Annotated in this window: 14 protein-coding genes; 7 read left to right on the top strand and 7 right to left on the bottom strand. The window is 69.0% G+C overall.

Annotated features, from left to right (window positions below; all coding sequences use genetic code 11):
• Positions 1-5: 5 nt before the first annotated feature.
• The 3 genes from plsX to AC3WXD_RS08830 all read right to left on the bottom strand — a co-directional run bounded on the left by plsX (position 6) and on the right by AC3WXD_RS08830 (position 2,154).
• Positions 6-1,082, bottom strand: a complete 1,077-nt coding sequence (plsX, locus tag AC3WXD_RS08840) for a phosphate acyltransferase PlsX (protein WP_029044050.1) — start codon at positions 1,080-1,082, stop codon at positions 6-8.
• Between the two features lie 165 nt (positions 1,083-1,247).
• On the bottom strand, positions 1,248-1,427 hold the full coding sequence (gene rpmF, locus AC3WXD_RS08835) for a 50S ribosomal protein L32 (protein ID WP_010814675.1): 180 nt from the start codon (positions 1,425-1,427) through the stop codon (positions 1,248-1,250).
• A 121-nt stretch (positions 1,428-1,548) separates the two neighbouring features.
• Positions 1,549-2,154, bottom strand: coding sequence for a YceD family protein (locus tag AC3WXD_RS08830; protein WP_492323536.1), 606 nt, complete (start codon positions 2,152-2,154; stop codon positions 1,549-1,551).
• Between the two features lie 239 nt (positions 2,155-2,393).
• On the opposite strand from AC3WXD_RS08830, the gene AC3WXD_RS08825 reads away from it, so the two are divergent.
• Both AC3WXD_RS08825 and AC3WXD_RS08820 read left to right on the top strand, forming a co-directional pair.
• Positions 2,394-2,993 carry a Maf-like protein gene (locus AC3WXD_RS08825; RefSeq protein WP_020205101.1) on the top strand — a complete coding sequence of 200 codons (600 nt, stop codon included), beginning with the start codon at positions 2,394-2,396 and terminating at the stop codon, positions 2,991-2,993.
• A 33-nt stretch (positions 2,994-3,026) separates the two neighbouring features.
• Positions 3,027-3,758 carry an SAM-dependent methyltransferase gene (locus AC3WXD_RS08820; RefSeq protein WP_020205100.1) on the top strand — a complete coding sequence of 244 codons (732 nt, stop codon included), beginning with the start codon at positions 3,027-3,029 and terminating at the stop codon, positions 3,756-3,758.
• Between the two features lie 75 nt (positions 3,759-3,833).
• Here AC3WXD_RS08820 and AC3WXD_RS08815 read toward each other — a convergent pair whose 3' ends face one another.
• The 4 genes from AC3WXD_RS08815 to AC3WXD_RS08800 are packed head-to-tail and all read right to left on the bottom strand — an operon-like array spanning position 3,834 to position 7,113.
• Positions 3,834-4,982 carry a S49 family peptidase gene (locus AC3WXD_RS08815; RefSeq protein WP_059415492.1) on the bottom strand — a complete coding sequence of 383 codons (1,149 nt, stop codon included), beginning with the start codon at positions 4,980-4,982 and terminating at the stop codon, positions 3,834-3,836.
• Between the two features lie 44 nt (positions 4,983-5,026).
• Positions 5,027-5,440 (bottom strand): Rieske (2Fe-2S) protein, encoded by a 414-nt coding sequence (locus tag AC3WXD_RS08810; RefSeq protein ID WP_029044049.1) that lies wholly within the window; start codon positions 5,438-5,440, stop codon positions 5,027-5,029.
• A complete protein-coding gene (locus AC3WXD_RS08805) occupies positions 5,433-6,092 on the bottom strand; it encodes an HAD-IA family hydrolase (protein WP_020205097.1) in 660 nt (219 codons plus the stop codon). Before AC3WXD_RS08805 ends, AC3WXD_RS08810 begins: the two co-directional genes overlap by 8 nt.
• A 19-nt stretch (positions 6,093-6,111) precedes the next feature.
• The gene (locus AC3WXD_RS08800; protein WP_029044048.1) at positions 6,112-7,113 is read right to left on the bottom strand and encodes an RluA family pseudouridine synthase; all 1,002 of its coding nucleotides are present in this window, start codon (positions 7,111-7,113) and stop codon (positions 6,112-6,114) included.
• A gap of 770 nt (positions 7,114-7,883) precedes the next feature.
• Here AC3WXD_RS08800 and AC3WXD_RS08795 point away from each other — a divergent pair.
• The 5 genes from AC3WXD_RS08795 (at position 7,884) to AC3WXD_RS08775 (ending at position 14,822) form a co-directional block, all read left to right on the top strand.
• Positions 7,884-11,045, top strand: a complete 3,162-nt coding sequence (locus AC3WXD_RS08795) for an Rne/Rng family ribonuclease (RefSeq protein WP_492323535.1) — start codon at positions 7,884-7,886, stop codon at positions 11,043-11,045.
• Between the two features lie 233 nt (positions 11,046-11,278).
• Positions 11,279-12,403 carry a GTP 3',8-cyclase MoaA gene (gene moaA, locus AC3WXD_RS08790; protein WP_492323534.1) on the top strand — a complete coding sequence of 375 codons (1,125 nt, stop codon included), beginning with the start codon at positions 11,279-11,281 and terminating at the stop codon, positions 12,401-12,403.
• A 79-nt stretch (positions 12,404-12,482) separates the two neighbouring features.
• Complete coding sequence (gene mobA / locus AC3WXD_RS08785; protein WP_454731890.1) at positions 12,483-13,094, top strand: molybdenum cofactor guanylyltransferase MobA; 612 nt, start codon at positions 12,483-12,485, stop codon at positions 13,092-13,094.
• Between the two features lie 33 nt (positions 13,095-13,127).
• Positions 13,128-14,405: a molybdopterin molybdotransferase MoeA gene (moeA, locus tag AC3WXD_RS08780; RefSeq protein ID WP_059411369.1), complete on the top strand. Its 1,278-nt coding sequence runs from the start codon at positions 13,128-13,130 to the stop codon at positions 14,403-14,405.
• Positions 14,406-14,555: 150 nt separating this feature from the next.
• Complete coding sequence (locus AC3WXD_RS08775; protein ID WP_020206062.1) at positions 14,556-14,822, top strand: hypothetical protein; 267 nt, start codon at positions 14,556-14,558, stop codon at positions 14,820-14,822.
• Positions 14,823-14,925 lie beyond the last annotated feature (103 nt).

Genomic DNA, 14,925 nt, shown 5'->3' with positions numbered 1-14,925 from the left:
GAACCTCAGGCGGCGTACGGGCTTGGACTAGGATCCTGGGCACCTGACTGCGGGCCGGAAGCCGGAGTGCTGTTACCTGACTTGTTGGCGAAAGCCTGAATGGTGCGAGCGATCACACCATTACTGGCCGCATCATACCCGCGTTTGATGGCCCACTCAAAAGCGTGCGCGTCGGCCGAGCCGTGGCTCTTGATCACCAGCCCGCGCAGGCCCAGCAGCGATGCGCCGTTGTAGCGCGCGGGGTCGAGCCGCCGGGACAGGCGCTTGAGCACCGGCATGGCCAGGCCCGCCAGCAGCCGGGTGAACCACGAGCGCGTGAATTCTTCCTTGATCATGTTGCCGATCATCTTGGCCAGGCCTTCGCTGCTCTTGAGCGCGACGTTGCCGACGAAACCGTCGCACACCACGATGTCGGTGGTGCCCTTGAAGATGTCGTTACCTTCCACGTTGCCGTAGAAATTGAGCTCCGAAGCGCGCAGCAGCTCGCCGGCGCGCTTGACCACGTCGTTGCCCTTGATCACTTCCTCGCCGATGTTGAGCAGGCCGACGCTGGGGCGTTCCTTGTGGTCCACCACCGCGACCATCGCCTCGGCCATGCGCGCGAACTGCAGCAGGTGCTCGGGCCCGCAGTCGGCGTTGGCGCCGAGGTCGAGCACCGTGGTACCCCAGCCCTGCTCGTTGGGAATGGAAGTGGCGATCGCCGGGCGCTCGATGCCTTCGAGCGTCTTGAGCACGTAGCGCGACACCGCCATCAGCGCGCCGGTGTTGCCCGCCGAGATGCAGGCGTCGGCCAGACCCTCCTTGACCTGGGTCACGGCCACGCGCATCGAGGAATCCTTCTTCCTGCGCAGCGCCACCTCGACCGGGTCGTCCATCGTAATGACTTCGGTCGCGGCCACGACGCGCACGCGCGGGTGATCGAGCGCTTGCAGCTTGGCGAGCTGCGCCTCGATGCTGTCGCGCAGGCCCACCAGCACCACCTCGGCGTCGCTGTGGCTGGAGAGAAAACTGATCGCTGCCGGGATCGTCACGTCAACGCCGTGATCGCCACCCATGCAGTCGATAGCTAGTTTGATCGTCATTGTTTCCTGGTGCACAAGCGCCTATCGGCATGACTTGAAGGCCGGAAGCCTGCACTGCGGTGCGCTGCGAGCGCGCAACAAAAAAGCGGCAACGATTTTGCCGCTTTTTTGTTTTCGACCTACCAACGTGCGCGTACGAGACGCAAAGTCACGCCGAACGATCTGTCAGTCGTTCTTGGTCTTGATGACCTTGCGGCCACGATAGTAGCCGTTCGGGCTCACGTGGTGACGCAGGTGGGTTTCGCCCGTGGTCGGTTCCACCGCCAGCGGCGCGGCCGACAGATGATCGTGCGAACGGTGCATGCCGCGCTTGGACGGCGACTTCTTGTTCTGTTGAACTGCCATGATGACTCCTTCGAGAATTTTTCAATGGTAACACACGCATCCCGCACGAGGCGTAGCCGGGCCCGGCCGGATGCTGATCCTGGTGCCTTGCGGACGCTGCCTGAATACCGGCGGACCGGCGTCAGTGCTTCGTCTTCAGGCCGGCCAGCGCCGCAAAGGGCGAAGGCCGTTTTTCTTCTTCCGGCGGTTCCTCGGGTTCGGGTTCCGCCAGACCGTCCGCCCCGGTGACGAGGCTTTCGTGCACCTCGGGGCAGACGTCGTGCTTGGGTGCCACCGGCAGGGCCAGCAGCACTTCATCTTCAATCAGCGTCAGCAGGTCGAAGCGCCGGGCGCCGACGATCACGTCGACTTCGTCGTCGTCCATCGATGCCGCATCGGCCTCTTCCTCGCTGGCCACCACTTCGAAACACATGTCGGTGGCGATGTCCTGCGCAAACACCCGCAGGCAGCGCTGGCAATCGAGCCACACGCGGCCGTTCACGGTCAGGTCGACGAACAGGCGCTGCGTGGCCGGCGCGCCGGGTTCGCCCTCTTCTTCCTCGACAAAGCCGGAAAGCGCATAGGCGAACACTTCATCCGCCGCCGATGCTGGCGCTTGCGCCGCGGTCTCGGCTATGATGCGCGGCAAATCGCGTGCCGCGACTTCGCCGGCGGCCTCGCCGCCAGCGCGGCAGAACGCAAAGAGATCGAGCGCGCGCGGGTCAATCGGCTGGGTCGGCTGGGTCATGTCTTGTCGTGCCGTTCGTCGTGCCTCGCCGGCGCCGCCGGCCGCTTCCGGCGCACTGGGGCGCATTGGCGGCGCGGAACATGGCCCCGGAGCCGCAAACCGCAGGCGGTATACACGGATACGCACAGCGATGCGCCGGACTTGCTCGGCTAAACACACGATTATACGTCGATTTTTCGTCCGCGGTCAAAAATTTGGAAGACGACAATACGCCGCTTTCCCTTTCCACTCAATTACTTATGTCGCAACCTTCCCGCCCCGCCCTGATCCTCGGCTCCAGCTCGCCCTACCGCCGCGCGCTGCTGGAGCGCCTGCGCATTCCCTTCGCGGTGGCGGTGCCGGACATCGACGAAACCCCGCTCGCCGGCGAAAGCCCCGAGGCCACCGCGCTGCGGCTGTCGCGCGCCAAGGCGCAGGAGATCGCCGGGCGCCATCCGGGCGCGCTGGTGATCGGCTCCGACCAGGTCGCCACGCTCGACGGCGCGCAGATCGGCAAGCCCGGCTCGCACGAGAAGGCGCTGGCGCAACTGCGGCTGATGCGCGGGCGCACCGTCACCTTCCATTCCGCGCTGTGCCTGCTCGACGGCCGCACCGGCGAAGCGCAGCTGGCCGACGTGCAGACGCGCGCCACCTTCCGCGAGCTGCCCGACGACGAACTGGAAGCCTACCTGCGCCTCGAGCGCCCGTATGACGTGGCCGGCAGCGCCAAGTCGGAGGGGCTCGGCATCGCGCTGCTGTCGCACATGGAATCCGACGACCCCACCGCGCTGGTGGGCCTGCCGCTGATCGCGCTGACCACCATGCTGCGCCACGCCGGCTACCCGCTCTTCCAGCACTGAGCGCGCCAACCAAGACAACGACGGAAACCAAGCATGAGCGGCATCCTCTACCTGATCCCCAACACGCTGGGCAAGCGCGACGAGAGCGACCCGCTGCCGGACGTGATCCCGGCCGGCGTGCAGCAGATCGCGGCCCGGCTCGACTACCTCGTGGCGGAAAACGCCAAGACCGCGCGGGCCTTCCTGAAAAAGCTCGGCGAGACCTGCCCGCTGGCCAGGCCGGTCCAGCAGATCGAGATCCGCGAGCTCAACGTCAACACGCGCGACGACGCGCTCGCCGCCCTGCTCGCCCCGATCCGCGCGGGCCGCGACGGCGGCCTGCTGTCCGAGGCCGGCGTGCCGGCGGTGGCCGACCCCGGCGCCAACCTGGTGCGCCTGGCGCATGCCAGGGGCGTGCGCGTGCGCCCGCTGGTGGGGCCCAGCTCGATCCTGCTGGCGGTGATGGGCTCGGGCCTGAACGGCCAGAGCTTTGCCTTCAACGGCTACCTGCCGGTCGACGCGGGCGAGCGCGCCCAGCGCCTGCGCGAGCTGGAACAGCTCTCGCGCAAGGCGCACCAGACCCAGGTCTGGATCGAGACGCCCTACCGCAACGGCCAGTTGCTCGAAGCGCTGCGCCAGCACTGCGCGGGCACCACCATGCTGTCGATCGCGGTGGACCTGACGCTGCCGGGCGAGACCATCGTCACGCTGCCGATCGCCGAGTGGCGCCCCGAACGGCTGGCGCTGCACAAGCGCCCGGCCATCTTCTCGCTGCTGGCGGGCTGACCGGCATCCGGGCAGCCCGCAAACGAAAAAACGGGGCGTCACCGCCCCGTTTCCGTTCCTTGCGCCCTCGCCCGCTCAGTGAATCGCCTGCAGGCGCGTGCCGAACAGCATGGTCTTCATCGCCGCGGTGCCCATCGCCGCGCCGAAGCGCTTGGCCACGCGCTCGGCGATGTTTTCCTTGACCGTGTAGTCGACGATGTCCTCGGCCTTGAACAGGTCGCGCGCCACGTAGTCCGCGTTGCCCAGGCCGTCGGCCAGGCCCAGCTCGATGCTGCGCTCGCCGGACCAGAACAGGCCGGAGAACAGGTCCGGGTCGTCCTTGAGGCGGTCGCCGCGGCCTTCCTTGACCACGTCGATGAACTGCTGGTGGATCTGCTTGAGCATGGTCTCGGCGTACTGCTTCTGCCGCGGCACCTGCGGCGAGAACGGGTCGAGCATGCCCTTGTTGGCGCCGGAGGTGTAGAGCCGGCGCTCCACGCCGAGCTTGTCCATCAGACCGGTGAAGCCGAAGCCGTCCATCAGCACGCCGATGGAGCCGACGATGCTCGCCTTGTCCACATAGATCTTGTCCGCCGCCGCGGCCACGTAATAGCCGCCCGAGGCGCAGATCTCCTCCACCACCACGTAGAACGGCTTGTTCGGGTAGAGCGTGCGCAGGCGGTGGATCTCGTCGTTGATCATGCCTGCCTGCACTGGCGAGCCACCCGGCGAGTTGATCTTGAGGATGATGCCGGCGGCATTGGTGTCGGCGAACGCCGCCTGCAGCGCGGCGTTGATCGATTCGGCGCTGGCCGGCGTGCCGGCGGCGATCTCGCCGTCCAGCGACACCATCGCCGTGTGGCGGCCGGACGTGGCGGTAATGCTGCCGTCGCCCTTGAAGTCGAAGATGGCGAAGAAGACCAGCGCGAACAGCGCCACGCCCACGAAGCGGAAGAAGATGCGCCAGCGGCGCGCGGCGCGCTGCTCGCGCAGGGTGGCCATCAGCACCTTCTCCAGCACGTCGCGCTCCCAGCCGGCGCCGGTCGGCACCGGGCCGCTGCCGCCGCCCGCCAGGCGCGCGCGGCGCTCGCCGGCTTCGCGCCGGGCCGCGTCGTCGCCGGCGCGCAGGTCCTGCTCCAGCGGGAAATCGGCGTGCGCGGCGGTTTCCAGCCGTTCGCCGGCGGACCCGGCCGGCTCCTGCGGCTTGCCGGTTTCGTCCTGCGGCGGTTTTTGCTGTTCAGTCATGCAGTTGGCTCTTGGTTCGCTCTTGGTTGTCGGTGAGGGTCGGGCTAGGCAGACGGCGTGGCAGGTGCCTCGGCGGGTGCCTCGTAGGGGCTTTCCGGCACCCAGTAGACGCTGCCGTCATGCTCTTCCACGCGCAGCCGGGACAGCGACGCGCCGCGGCAAGGACCGCCCACGCACAGCCCGCTGTCCGGTGCATAAATCGCGCCATGTGTGGCGCACATCAAGTATAGGCCCGAGGACTCGAAAAACTGGCCTTCCTGCCAGTCGAGCTCCATCGGCACGTGCGCGCACTGGTTCAGGTAGCCGTGCACGGCGCCGTCGAAGCGCACCGCGAAGGCGCCCACCTGGCGCCCGCCGATCCCGACCACGAAGCGCACGCCGGCGCCGCCGTCGGCCAGGTCCTGCGCCGCGCACAGCCGGCGCGCGCCCGCCGCTATCGCCAATGGTGTTTCAGGCATGCGTCAGCAACCAGTCCTTGAGGTCGGCGATCGAGGCCGCGCAGTGCACCGGCGCCATCGCGCGCAGCGCATCCGCCGGATGCGCGCCGTAGCCCACGCCGATGCCGGCGGCCCCGGCATTGGCCGCCATCTGCAGATCGTGCGTGGTGTCGCCGATCATCACGGTGCGCTCCATCTCCTGCCCGAGCTCGCGCGTGAGTTCCTGCAGCATGGCCGGATGCGGCTTGGAGAAGGTTTCGTCGGCGCAGCGGGTGCCGTCGAACAGCGGCCCGAGGCCGGTGGCCTGCAGCGCGCGCTGCAGGCCTACCCGCGTCTTGCCGGTGGCCACGCCGAGGAAGTAGTGCTGCGCATGCAATGCCTCGAGCATCTCGCGCACGCCGTCGAACAGCACCAGCTCCGCGTCGCGGGTCAGGAAGTGGAAGCGGTAGCGCTCGGCCAGCTTGGGATAGTCGGCCGGGTCCAGCGTCGGCACGGCGTAGGACAGCGCATCCTTGAGCCCCAGCCCGATCACGTGGCTGGCGGCGCTGTCGTCGGGCACCGGCAGGCCAAGGTCGCGGCTGGCCAGTTGTATGCATTTGGCGATGGTCGGGGTGGAATCCATCAGGGTGCCATCCCAGTCGAACACGATCAGGTCGAAACGTTGCCTGGCCATTGATTTCCTTGTCGGCGCCTCAGTCGTGGGCGCGCTGGTTGCGGGCTTGCTGCAGGAAGGCTTCGCATTCCGGCGGCATGGGGGCGGTGACGGTGACGCTCTCGCCACTTGCCGGGTGCGTGAAGGTCAGGCTGTGCGCGTGCAGGAACATGCGCTTGAGGCCCGGATTGGCGCCGCTGCGGGCCAGCGCCTTGTTCAGGCCGTAGTCGCCGTACTTCTCGTCGCCGAGGATGGGAAAGCCCGAATGCGCCAGGTGGACCCGGATCTGGTGGGTGCGGCCGGTCTTCAGCTCCGCCTCCAGCAGCGTGAAGCCCGGCAGCACTTCCAGGCGGTTGAAGATGGTGTGCGACGGCAGGCCGTCGTCCTGGACCCGCACGCGGCGCTCGCCGTCGGCCGTGGTGTATTTATATAGCGGCAGCTTCACGTGCTGCCGGGCGTTGTCGAAATGGCCGGCCACGCAGGCGAAATAGCGCTTGTCGAGCGCGTTGCCGCGGATCTGCTCGTGCAGGCCGACCAGCGCGCTGCGCTTCTTGGCCAGCATCAGCAGGCCGGAGGTTTCGCGGTCGAGCCGGTGCACCAGTTCGAGAAAGCGCGCCTGCGGGCGCGCGCGGCGCAGTTGCTCGATGACCCCGAACGCCACCCCCGAGCCGCCATGCACGGCCACGCCGGCCGGCTTGTCGATCACCAGCAGGTGCTCGTCCTCGAATACCACCGGAAAGCTGGCCGCGGGCACGAAACGGGCATGATCGGATGCCTTTTCCGCCACGCGCATCGGAGGAATGCGCACGATGTCGCCCATGCAGAGGCGATAGGTGGCATCCACCCGGCCCTTGTTGACGCGCACTTCCCCGGACCGCAGGATGCGGTAGACATGGCTCTTGGGCACGCCCTTGGACAGCTTCAGCAGGAAGTTGTCGATGCGCTGGCCCTCGGCCTCTTCGCCAATTGTTATATACGCCACCTGGGGTGCGGCCGCGGCGGCCCGCACCTCTTTTTCAATTTGATGGCGTAACTCATTCATTTTCAATATAATTTCCTCGCTGTCCCGGCCAAAGACCGGCAGCGCAAGTCAGGTGTAGGCGATTCGTCGTATTTTACACTTTGGGTTGCCGCCAGCCCTGCCAGCCTCCCGCTTCTTTGCGTACCCCGCGAGCCCGCGGCTGGTGAATGGCGGCAAAAACGCAGCACGCACGGTATCGCCCGCGCAGGAAGTTGCCCGAAGGCGACTTCGGCGCTGACGGCGGTCACGTGGGAAGAGTGTTCAGGTAGAACAGAATTTGATCGCGGATGCCCTGTTGGCATCCGCTCTGGTGAGAGAAGTCCCGCCCGCACCGGGAAACGGTGCCGCCGGCATGCTTCAGACGCCGCCTGACTGGTTTATTACCGGCGCCCGGTCGCAGAACTCCAAGAAGTAGTAGGTGCGCCCGCCAGGAGATGTCAGGTAGCGAAGCAGCATTGCCGTGTCGACAAACTTGCTCTTTGACGCGTCCTAGGCCTTCCGCGGCCGGCCGCGGTGCGACCGGCGCCCTTTGCGCCCGCGCCGCCGCCCATGCCAGCCGGAAACCCGCCGGAAACGCTGCGCAGAGCAGCACGCCGGCGTTCTCTCCGACCATGCGGACGGCGCTTCGACGTCGTTACCTCTCTTTCACCCGCGCCCAGCCGGGCCGCGCCTGTCGGCGCGCCGGCGCTTTCGGCAATTCTCGCGCCCTCGCTCGCTCCCTCGCGTGCTCCACGGAACGCTGCGGGCACCGCATGCCGGTGCAATCCGCGGCATTGGAGTGAGGTAATGCGATGAAACGCATGTTGTTCAACGCGACGCAGCAGGAAGAATTGCGCGTCGCCATCGTCGATGGTCAGAAACTGATCGACATCGACATCGAGGCTGCCGGGCGCGAACAGCGCAAGGGCAATATCTACAAGGGCGTCATCACCCGCATCGAGCCGTCGCTGGAGGCCTGCTTCGTCAACTACGGCGAAGAGCGCCACGGCTTCCTGCCGTTCAAGGAAGTCGCGCGCGCCTTCTTCAAGGAAGGCGTGGACGTGCGCAACGCGCGCATCCAGGACGCGCTGCACGAAGGCCAGGAACTGATCGTCCAGGTCGAGAAGGAAGAGCGCGGCAACAAGGGCGCGGCCCTGACCACGTTCATCTCGCTGGCCGGCCGCTACCTAGTGCTGATGCCCAACAACCCGCGCGGCGGCGGCGTGTCGCGCCGCATCGAGGGCGAGGACCGCCAGGAACTGCGCGAGACGATGGGCCAGCTGACCGTCCCCGACGGCATGAGCATCATCGCCCGCACCGCCGGCATCGGCCGCTCGGCCGAGGAACTGCAGTGGGACCTGAACTACCTGCTGCAGCTGTGGAAGGCCATCGACGGCGCCGCCGGCGACAACAAGGCCCCGCTGCTGATCTATCTCGAATCCAGCCTGGTGATCCGCGCCATCCGCGATTATTTCCAGCCGGACATCGGCGAGATCCTGATCGACACCGACGAAATCTACGAGCAGGCCCGCGCCTTCATGAGCGTGGTCATGCCCGACAACATGAACCGCGTGAAGAAGTACCGGGACGACGTGCCCCTCTTCTCGCGCTTCCAGATCGAGCACCAGATCGAATCGGCCTACTCGCGCATGGTCATGCTGCCCTCGGGCGGCGCCATCGTGATCGACCACACCGAGGCGCTGGTCTCGGTGGACGTCAACTCGGCGCGCGCCACCAAGGGCGCCGACATCGAGGAAACGGCGCTACGCACCAACCTCGAAGCCGCCGACGAGATCGCCCGCCAGCTGCGCCTGCGCGACCTGGGCGGCCTGATCGTGATCGACTTCATCGACATGGAAGCCAGCAAGGCCCAGAAGGACGTGGAAACGCGCCTCAAGGACGCCCTGCGCCATGACCGCGCCCGCGTGCAGATGGGCAAGATCAGCCGCTTCGGCCTGATGGAGCTGTCGCGCCAGCGCCTGCGCCCGTCGCTGTCGGAAGGCTCGCACATCACCTGCCCGCGCTGCAACGGCACCGGCCACATCCGCGACACCGAATCCTCCGCGCTGCAGGTGCTGCGCATCATCCAGGAAGAAGGGATGAAGGAGAACACGGCCGCCATCCACTGCCAGGTGCCGGTGGAAGTGGCCGCGTTCCTGCTCAACGAGAAGCGCCAGGACATCAACCTGATCGAGATGCGCTTCAAGGTCAACGTGCTGCTGATCCCGAACAAGCACCTCGAGACCCCGCACTACAAGCTCGAGCGCCTGCGCCACGACGACCCGCGCCTGGAAGACAGCACCGCCAGCTACAAGATGGCCGAGGCCGCCGCCAAGGAACTGGAAGCCGACACCAGCTACAGCAGCCGCAAGAAGGAAGACGCCAAGCCGCGCCAGGAAGCCGCCGTCAAGGGCATCACGCCCGAGCAGCCGGCGCCGGTGTCGGTGCCGCGCCCCGAGCGTCCCGCGCGCGTCGAGCCGCCGGTGGCCCGCCCGGTGGTGCCGGCCACCCAGCCGGTGGCCAGCGGCGGCTTCATGGGCTGGCTCAAGGGCCTGTTCGGCGCCAAGCCGGCGGCCCCCGCGGCGGAACCCGCCAAGCCGGCCGAGTCGGAACAGCGCAACGGCGACAGCCGCCGCGAACGCGGCCAGCGTGGCGAACGCGGTGAAAGCCGCGGCGAGCGCGGCCAGCGTGCCGAACGCGGTGAACGCGGTGAACGCGGCGGCGAGCGTGGCGACCGCCAGGGCCGCGGCCAGCGCGGCGAGCGCGCGCCGCAGGAACGTGGCGAGCGCGGTGAGCGCGTCGAAGCGCGCGGCGAGCGTGCCGAACGTGGCGAACGCACGGAACGCGGCGAGCGCGGCGAACGCAACGGCCGCGCCCCGCGCCAGGCCGCGCTGGAAGCCCAGCCGGCACGCCCGCAGCCCGAAGGCGCCGCAGCCGAGCGCACCGAAGGCCGTGGCGAAGGCCGCCGCGACCGCAACCAGGAGCGCCGCGAGCGCCAGCGCGAACGCCAGCGCGAGCGCGGCGAGGCACCGCGTGAGGACGAAAACGGCGAAGGCCTGGCAGCCGAAGCCGCCAGCGCCGCCGTGGCTACCGTGACCGCGCCGGCGATCCAGCGCGACGAGGCCGACAACGCACGCGCCGACCTGCAGGAAGCGCCGGAAGGCGCCGCCAACGGCGAAGGCAGCGAAGGCGAGGAACGCCGCCGCCGCAACCGCCGTGGCCGCAACCGCTATCGCCGCGAACGCGACGACAGCGTGCAGGCCGGGGAAAACGCCGAGGGCGCCGAGGGCGCCGAAGGTGCCGAGGGCGAGGAAGCAGCCGAGCCGCGCGAAGCGGTAGCCGTGGCAGCCGTAGCCCCGGCCGCCGCGGTCCAGACCGTCGAGGTCGTCGAGACCGTCGAAGCGGTGGTGGCCGAATCCGTGGCCGCCGTGGCCGCCGAGCCGGTGCCGAGCGCCCCGGCCTATCAGCCCGCCGAGGTCGCCGAAGTTGCGGCGGCGCCGACGGTGCTGCCGGCCGAAGTGCTGGCCACCCCGGTGGCCGAGCCCGTCGAAGCCGCGGCGCCCGCGCCGGTGGCTGAAACCGCCGCGGAGGAAACCGTGGCCGCCAGCCCGGCCGCCTACGCGCCGCAGCCGGCCGCGCCGGCTCCCGTGGCGCAAGCCGTTGTCCAGGCGCCCGCCCCGGTGGAAGTGCCGGTAGCAGCACCCGTGGCAGCGCCTGCCCCGGTGGCCGCCGCCGTTGCTCCGGCAGCGGCCCCGGCAAGCCTGGAAAACCTGCAGCCGATGCTCGCCTCCGCCGGCCTGGAGTGGGTGAACACCGACAGCAGCAAGCTGCGCGCGGCGCAGGAAGCCGCCGCCAGCCTCCCGCCGGCACCGCGCGTGGTACGCGAGCGCAAGCCGCTGCCGCCGCTGCCGGAAGGCCCGATGGTGCTGGTCGAGACGGCGCCCGCCGCCAAGGAAACGACGCCGCAGGAATAAGCGGCTTCGCCAGGCAACAAGGAAAGGGACGGCGATGCCGTCCCTTTTTTCATATCCGCACGCCGCGTTGGCGCCCGTCCGGCCCGGCGGCAACGGCGCGGGCGCAGGCTCGGCTAGAATGACAGCATGATGGCGCCCCCGATGGCGCCCCACGATATAGCGCCCCAATACGGCGCCCGAGGACAGCACCCGCAACCAGCCCCGCCTGTCCGCCTTCGCCCCCACCCCAGGCCATGACCGAAACCGTCATCCCCATCTTCGACCTGCGCGACCATCGCTACCGCTCGATGATGCCCGTCATCCCGGACGTGCTCGCCGCGCCCTCGGGACTGGTTGCCGACACCCGCGGCAGGCCGCTGCACGACCTGCGCATCTCCGTCACCGACCGCTGCAACTTCCGCTGCGTCTACTGCATGCCCAAGGAAGTCTTCGACAAGGACTACACCTTCCTGCCCCACTCCGCGCTGCTCAGCTTCGAGGAAATCGAGCGCGCCGCCCGCCTCTTCGTCGCGCACGGCATCGAGAAGATCCGCCTCACCGGCGGCGAGCCGCTGCTGCGCAAGAACATCGAGAAACTCGTCGAGATGCTCGCCCGCATCGAGACCCCCGCCGGCAAGCCGCTCGACCTCACCCTCACCACCAACGCCTCCCTGCTCGCGCGCAAGGCCCGCGCCCTGCGCGACGCCGGCCTGACCCGCGTGAGCGTGAGCCTGGACGCCATCGACGACGCCACCTTCCGCCGCATGAACGACGTCGACTTCGCCGTGGCCGACGTGCTCGACGGCATCGAGACCGCCCAGGCCGCCGGCCTGGCGCCGATCAAGGTCAACATGGTGGTCAAGCGCGGCACCAACGATGCCGAGATCGTGCCGATGGCGGCGCATTTCCGCGGCAGCGGCATCATCGTGCGCTTCATCGAGTTCATGGACGTGGGCGCCAGCAACCACTGGCGCATGGACGAGGTGCTGCCCTCGGCCGAGGTGGTGCGCCGCATCCACGAAGCCTTCCCGCTCGACGCCGTGGCCGCCAACTACAGCGGCGAGACCGCCGAGCGCTGGCGCTACCGCGACGGCGCCGGCGAGATCGGCGTGATCTCCAGCGTGACGCGCGCGTTCTGCGGCGACTGCAGCCGCATCCGGCTGTCGACCGAAGGCAAGCTCTACCTGTGCCTGTTCGCCACCGAGGGCCACGACCTGCGCGCGCTGCTGCGCGGCCCGCACAGCGACCTGGAGATCGCCAACGCCATCGCGCGGGTCTGGCAGGCCCGCACCGACCATTACTCCGAGCAGCGCGGCGACCCCGCCGTGCGGCACGCGCGCGCCGACAGCAAGATCGAGATGTCCTATATCGGCGGATGAGGACGCAACTGCGAGGCGCAACGCGGGACGCAACCGCGGGATGCGACCGCGCCGCACGCCACCAACCGGCTTCCATTCAATGATTCCACGCGACGACATCACCGGCCTGATCCTCGCCGGCGGCAGGGGCAGCCGCATGGGCGGGACCGACAAGGGCCTGCAGCCGTTCCGCGGCACGCCCATGACCGCGCATACGCTGGCGCGCCTGGCGCCCCAGGTCGGCGGCGTGCTGATCAGCGCCAACCGCAACCTGGCGGCCTATGCGTCCTTCGGAGTGCCGGTGGTGACGGACGCCGCGCCGGATTCGGCACCGGAATTCGCCGGACCGCTAGCCGGAATGCTCGCCGGCCTGCGACAATGCCGCACGGGCTGGCTGCTGACCTCGCCCTGCGATTCGCCGTGCCTGCCGGCCGACCTGGCCGCGCGCCTGGCCGCGGCGATCGAAGCGCAGGGCGCCGACATGGCCATTCCCGTCACCGTCGACGCGGCGGGCCGCCGGCAAACCCAGCAGGTGTTCTGCCTGATGCCGGCGACGGCGCGCGACAGCCTGGCGGCATACCTCGCCGGGGGCGGCCGCAGGATCGAGACCTGGGCCGCCTCGCACCGCCTTGCCGAAGTGCTGTTCGAAGACGCCGGCGCCTTCGCCAATATCAATACCCTGGACGAGCTGCGCGCGCTGGAAGCGCGCTGACGATCCGGGTTGCTGCCTCTCCGGGACCGAGCCATGCCATCTCTGCAAACCGTCATTTCTTGCCTGTCCGACTACGATCCCGACGCCCTGCCGGTGGCGCAGGCCAGCCGCATCATCGGCGAGGTGATCGAGCCCGTGCGCGGCACCGAGCAGGTCGCCCTGCGCGCGGCGCTCGGCCGCGTGCTGGCCGCGGACGTGGTCTCCACGCTGGACGTGCCCGCCCACGACAACGCGGCGATGGACGGCTACGCCTTCGCCGGCAGCGCGCTGGCGGCCGGCGGCGAGGTCGCCCTGGCGGTCGCCGGCAGCGCCTTCGCGGGCGGCGCGGGCTGCCCGCCGGTCGCGCCGGGCAAGGCGGCGCGCATCATGACCGGCGCCATCATGCCGCCCGGCTGCGACACCGTGATCCCGCAGGAATTCGTGCAGGCGCGGGACGGCCTGATCCGCTTCGACGCGGCCGCGGTGGGCGCCGGCGACAACCGCCGCCTGCGCGGCGAGGATCTCGCCGTGGGCCAGCCCGCGCTGGCCGCCGGACGCATCCTGCGCCCGGCCGACCTGGGCCTGCTGGCCTCGCTCGGCGTGGCCGAGGTCAAGGTGCGCCGGCGCCTGCGCGTGGCCTTCTTCTCCACCGGCGACGAGCTGCGCTCGATCGGCGAGCCGCTCGGGCCGGGCTGCGTCTACGACTCCAACCGCTACACCCTGCACGGCATGCTGCGGCGCCTGGACGTGGACCTGCTCGACATGGGCGTGGTGCGCGACGACCCCGACGCGCTCGAAGCCGCGCTGCGCAGCGCCTGCGAGAATGCCGACGCCGTCATCACCTCGGGCGGCGTGTCGGTGGGCGACGCCGACTATACGAAGCAGATCATGGCGCGGCTGGGCGACGTCACGTTCTGGAAGATCGCCATGCGCCCGGGGCGGCCGATGGCGTTCGGCCGCATCGCCTCCCACGGCCGCGAGGCGCTGCTGTTCGGGCTGCCCGGCAACCCGGTGGCGGTGATGGTGACCTTCTATCATTTCGTGCGCGCGGCGCTGCACCGGCAGATGGGCGCCCAGGTGCCGCCGCTGCCGCTGATGCGCGTGCGCAGCACGCAGCCCATCCGCAAGAAACCCGGGCGCACCGAGTACCAGCGCGGCATCCTGACGCAGGCCGCGGACGGCGGCTGGCAGGTGGGCATCACCGGCCAGCAGGGCTCCGGCGTGCTGCGCTCGATGAGCGAGGCCAACTGCTTCATCGTGCTCGGCCACGACCAGGGCATGGTGGGCGCGGGCGACGAAGTCGAGGTGATGCTGTTCGACGGGCTGATGTAGGCTGGCCCGGTGTCGTTTTTGTGCCGCAGTTTTACGATTGTTTAGCCATCAGACCGGGGGATTTCCGCACCCCGCGGGTGGCGGACTATGCGCCGCAGCACCCATTCGATACACTTGCGCAACATTACTCTGCTTATGCCCCAAGCTGTCATGAATCAGGAGATCGCGTACCTCCACCCGGTCAAAACCGCCCGCGCGCTGGTGCTGGTGTACCTGTGCTTCTCGGTACCTATCGTCTTGCTGGGCCTGTTCGTGGCCTTCATCCGCTACGGCGACCTGCCGGGCATCACGGTGTTCACGGCGCTGATCCTCAACGCGCTGGTCGGCTTCGGCCTGCTGTGGCTGGCCTGCAAGGCCTACAACTGGGTCGCGGCGCGCTTCGGCGGCATCGAGGTCACGGTCCGCGACCTGCCTTGATCCGGTCGACCCGCTCCGCCCGGCCGCAAGCCTGAAAAAAGCGCATCGTTCCGATGCGCTTTTTGCTGCCTGCCGCTGTCGCGGGCGTCACGCGGGCGCCGGC

This window comes from Cupriavidus sp. FW216-B1 (genome assembly GCF_058789195.1).
Note: the sequence above shows the minus strand (reverse complement) of the source record. Positions and strands in the feature narration are given on the sequence as shown.

What these genes read in the sequence shown, in the direction of transcription:
- AC3WXD_RS08820 (WP_020205100.1), top strand. Translation starts at nt 3,027, where the DNA reads ATGAGCGGCATCCTCTACCTGATCCCCAACACGCTGGGCAAGCGCGAC.
- mobA (WP_454731890.1), top strand. Translation starts at nt 12,483, where the DNA reads ATGATTCCACGCGACGACATCACCGGCCTGATCCTCGCCGGCGGCAGG.
- AC3WXD_RS08830 (WP_492323536.1), bottom strand. Translation starts at nt 2,154, where the DNA reads ATGACCCAGCCGACCCAGCCGATTGACCCGCGCGCGCTCGATCTCTTT.
- AC3WXD_RS08775 (WP_020206062.1), top strand. Translation starts at nt 14,556, where the DNA reads ATGAATCAGGAGATCGCGTACCTCCACCCGGTCAAAACCGCCCGCGCG.
- AC3WXD_RS08810 (WP_029044049.1), bottom strand. Translation starts at nt 5,440, where the DNA reads ATGCCTGAAACACCATTGGCGATAGCGGCGGGCGCGCGCCGGCTGTGC.
- AC3WXD_RS08805 (WP_020205097.1), bottom strand. Translation starts at nt 6,092, where the DNA reads ATGGCCAGGCAACGTTTCGACCTGATCGTGTTCGACTGGGATGGCACC.
- moaA (WP_492323534.1), top strand. Translation starts at nt 11,279, where the DNA reads ATGACCGAAACCGTCATCCCCATCTTCGACCTGCGCGACCATCGCTAC.
- AC3WXD_RS08815 (WP_059415492.1), bottom strand. Translation starts at nt 4,982, where the DNA reads ATGACTGAACAGCAAAAACCGCCGCAGGACGAAACCGGCAAGCCGCAG.
- AC3WXD_RS08800 (WP_029044048.1), bottom strand. Translation starts at nt 7,113, where the DNA reads ATGAATGAGTTACGCCATCAAATTGAAAAAGAGGTGCGGGCCGCCGCG.
- rpmF (WP_010814675.1), bottom strand. Translation starts at nt 1,427, where the DNA reads ATGGCAGTTCAACAGAACAAGAAGTCGCCGTCCAAGCGCGGCATGCAC.
- AC3WXD_RS08795 (WP_492323535.1), top strand. Translation starts at nt 7,884, where the DNA reads ATGAAACGCATGTTGTTCAACGCGACGCAGCAGGAAGAATTGCGCGTC.
- moeA (WP_059411369.1), top strand. Translation starts at nt 13,128, where the DNA reads ATGCCATCTCTGCAAACCGTCATTTCTTGCCTGTCCGACTACGATCCC.
- AC3WXD_RS08825 (WP_020205101.1), top strand. Translation starts at nt 2,394, where the DNA reads ATGTCGCAACCTTCCCGCCCCGCCCTGATCCTCGGCTCCAGCTCGCCC.
- plsX (WP_029044050.1), bottom strand. Translation starts at nt 1,082, where the DNA reads ATGACGATCAAACTAGCTATCGACTGCATGGGTGGCGATCACGGCGTT.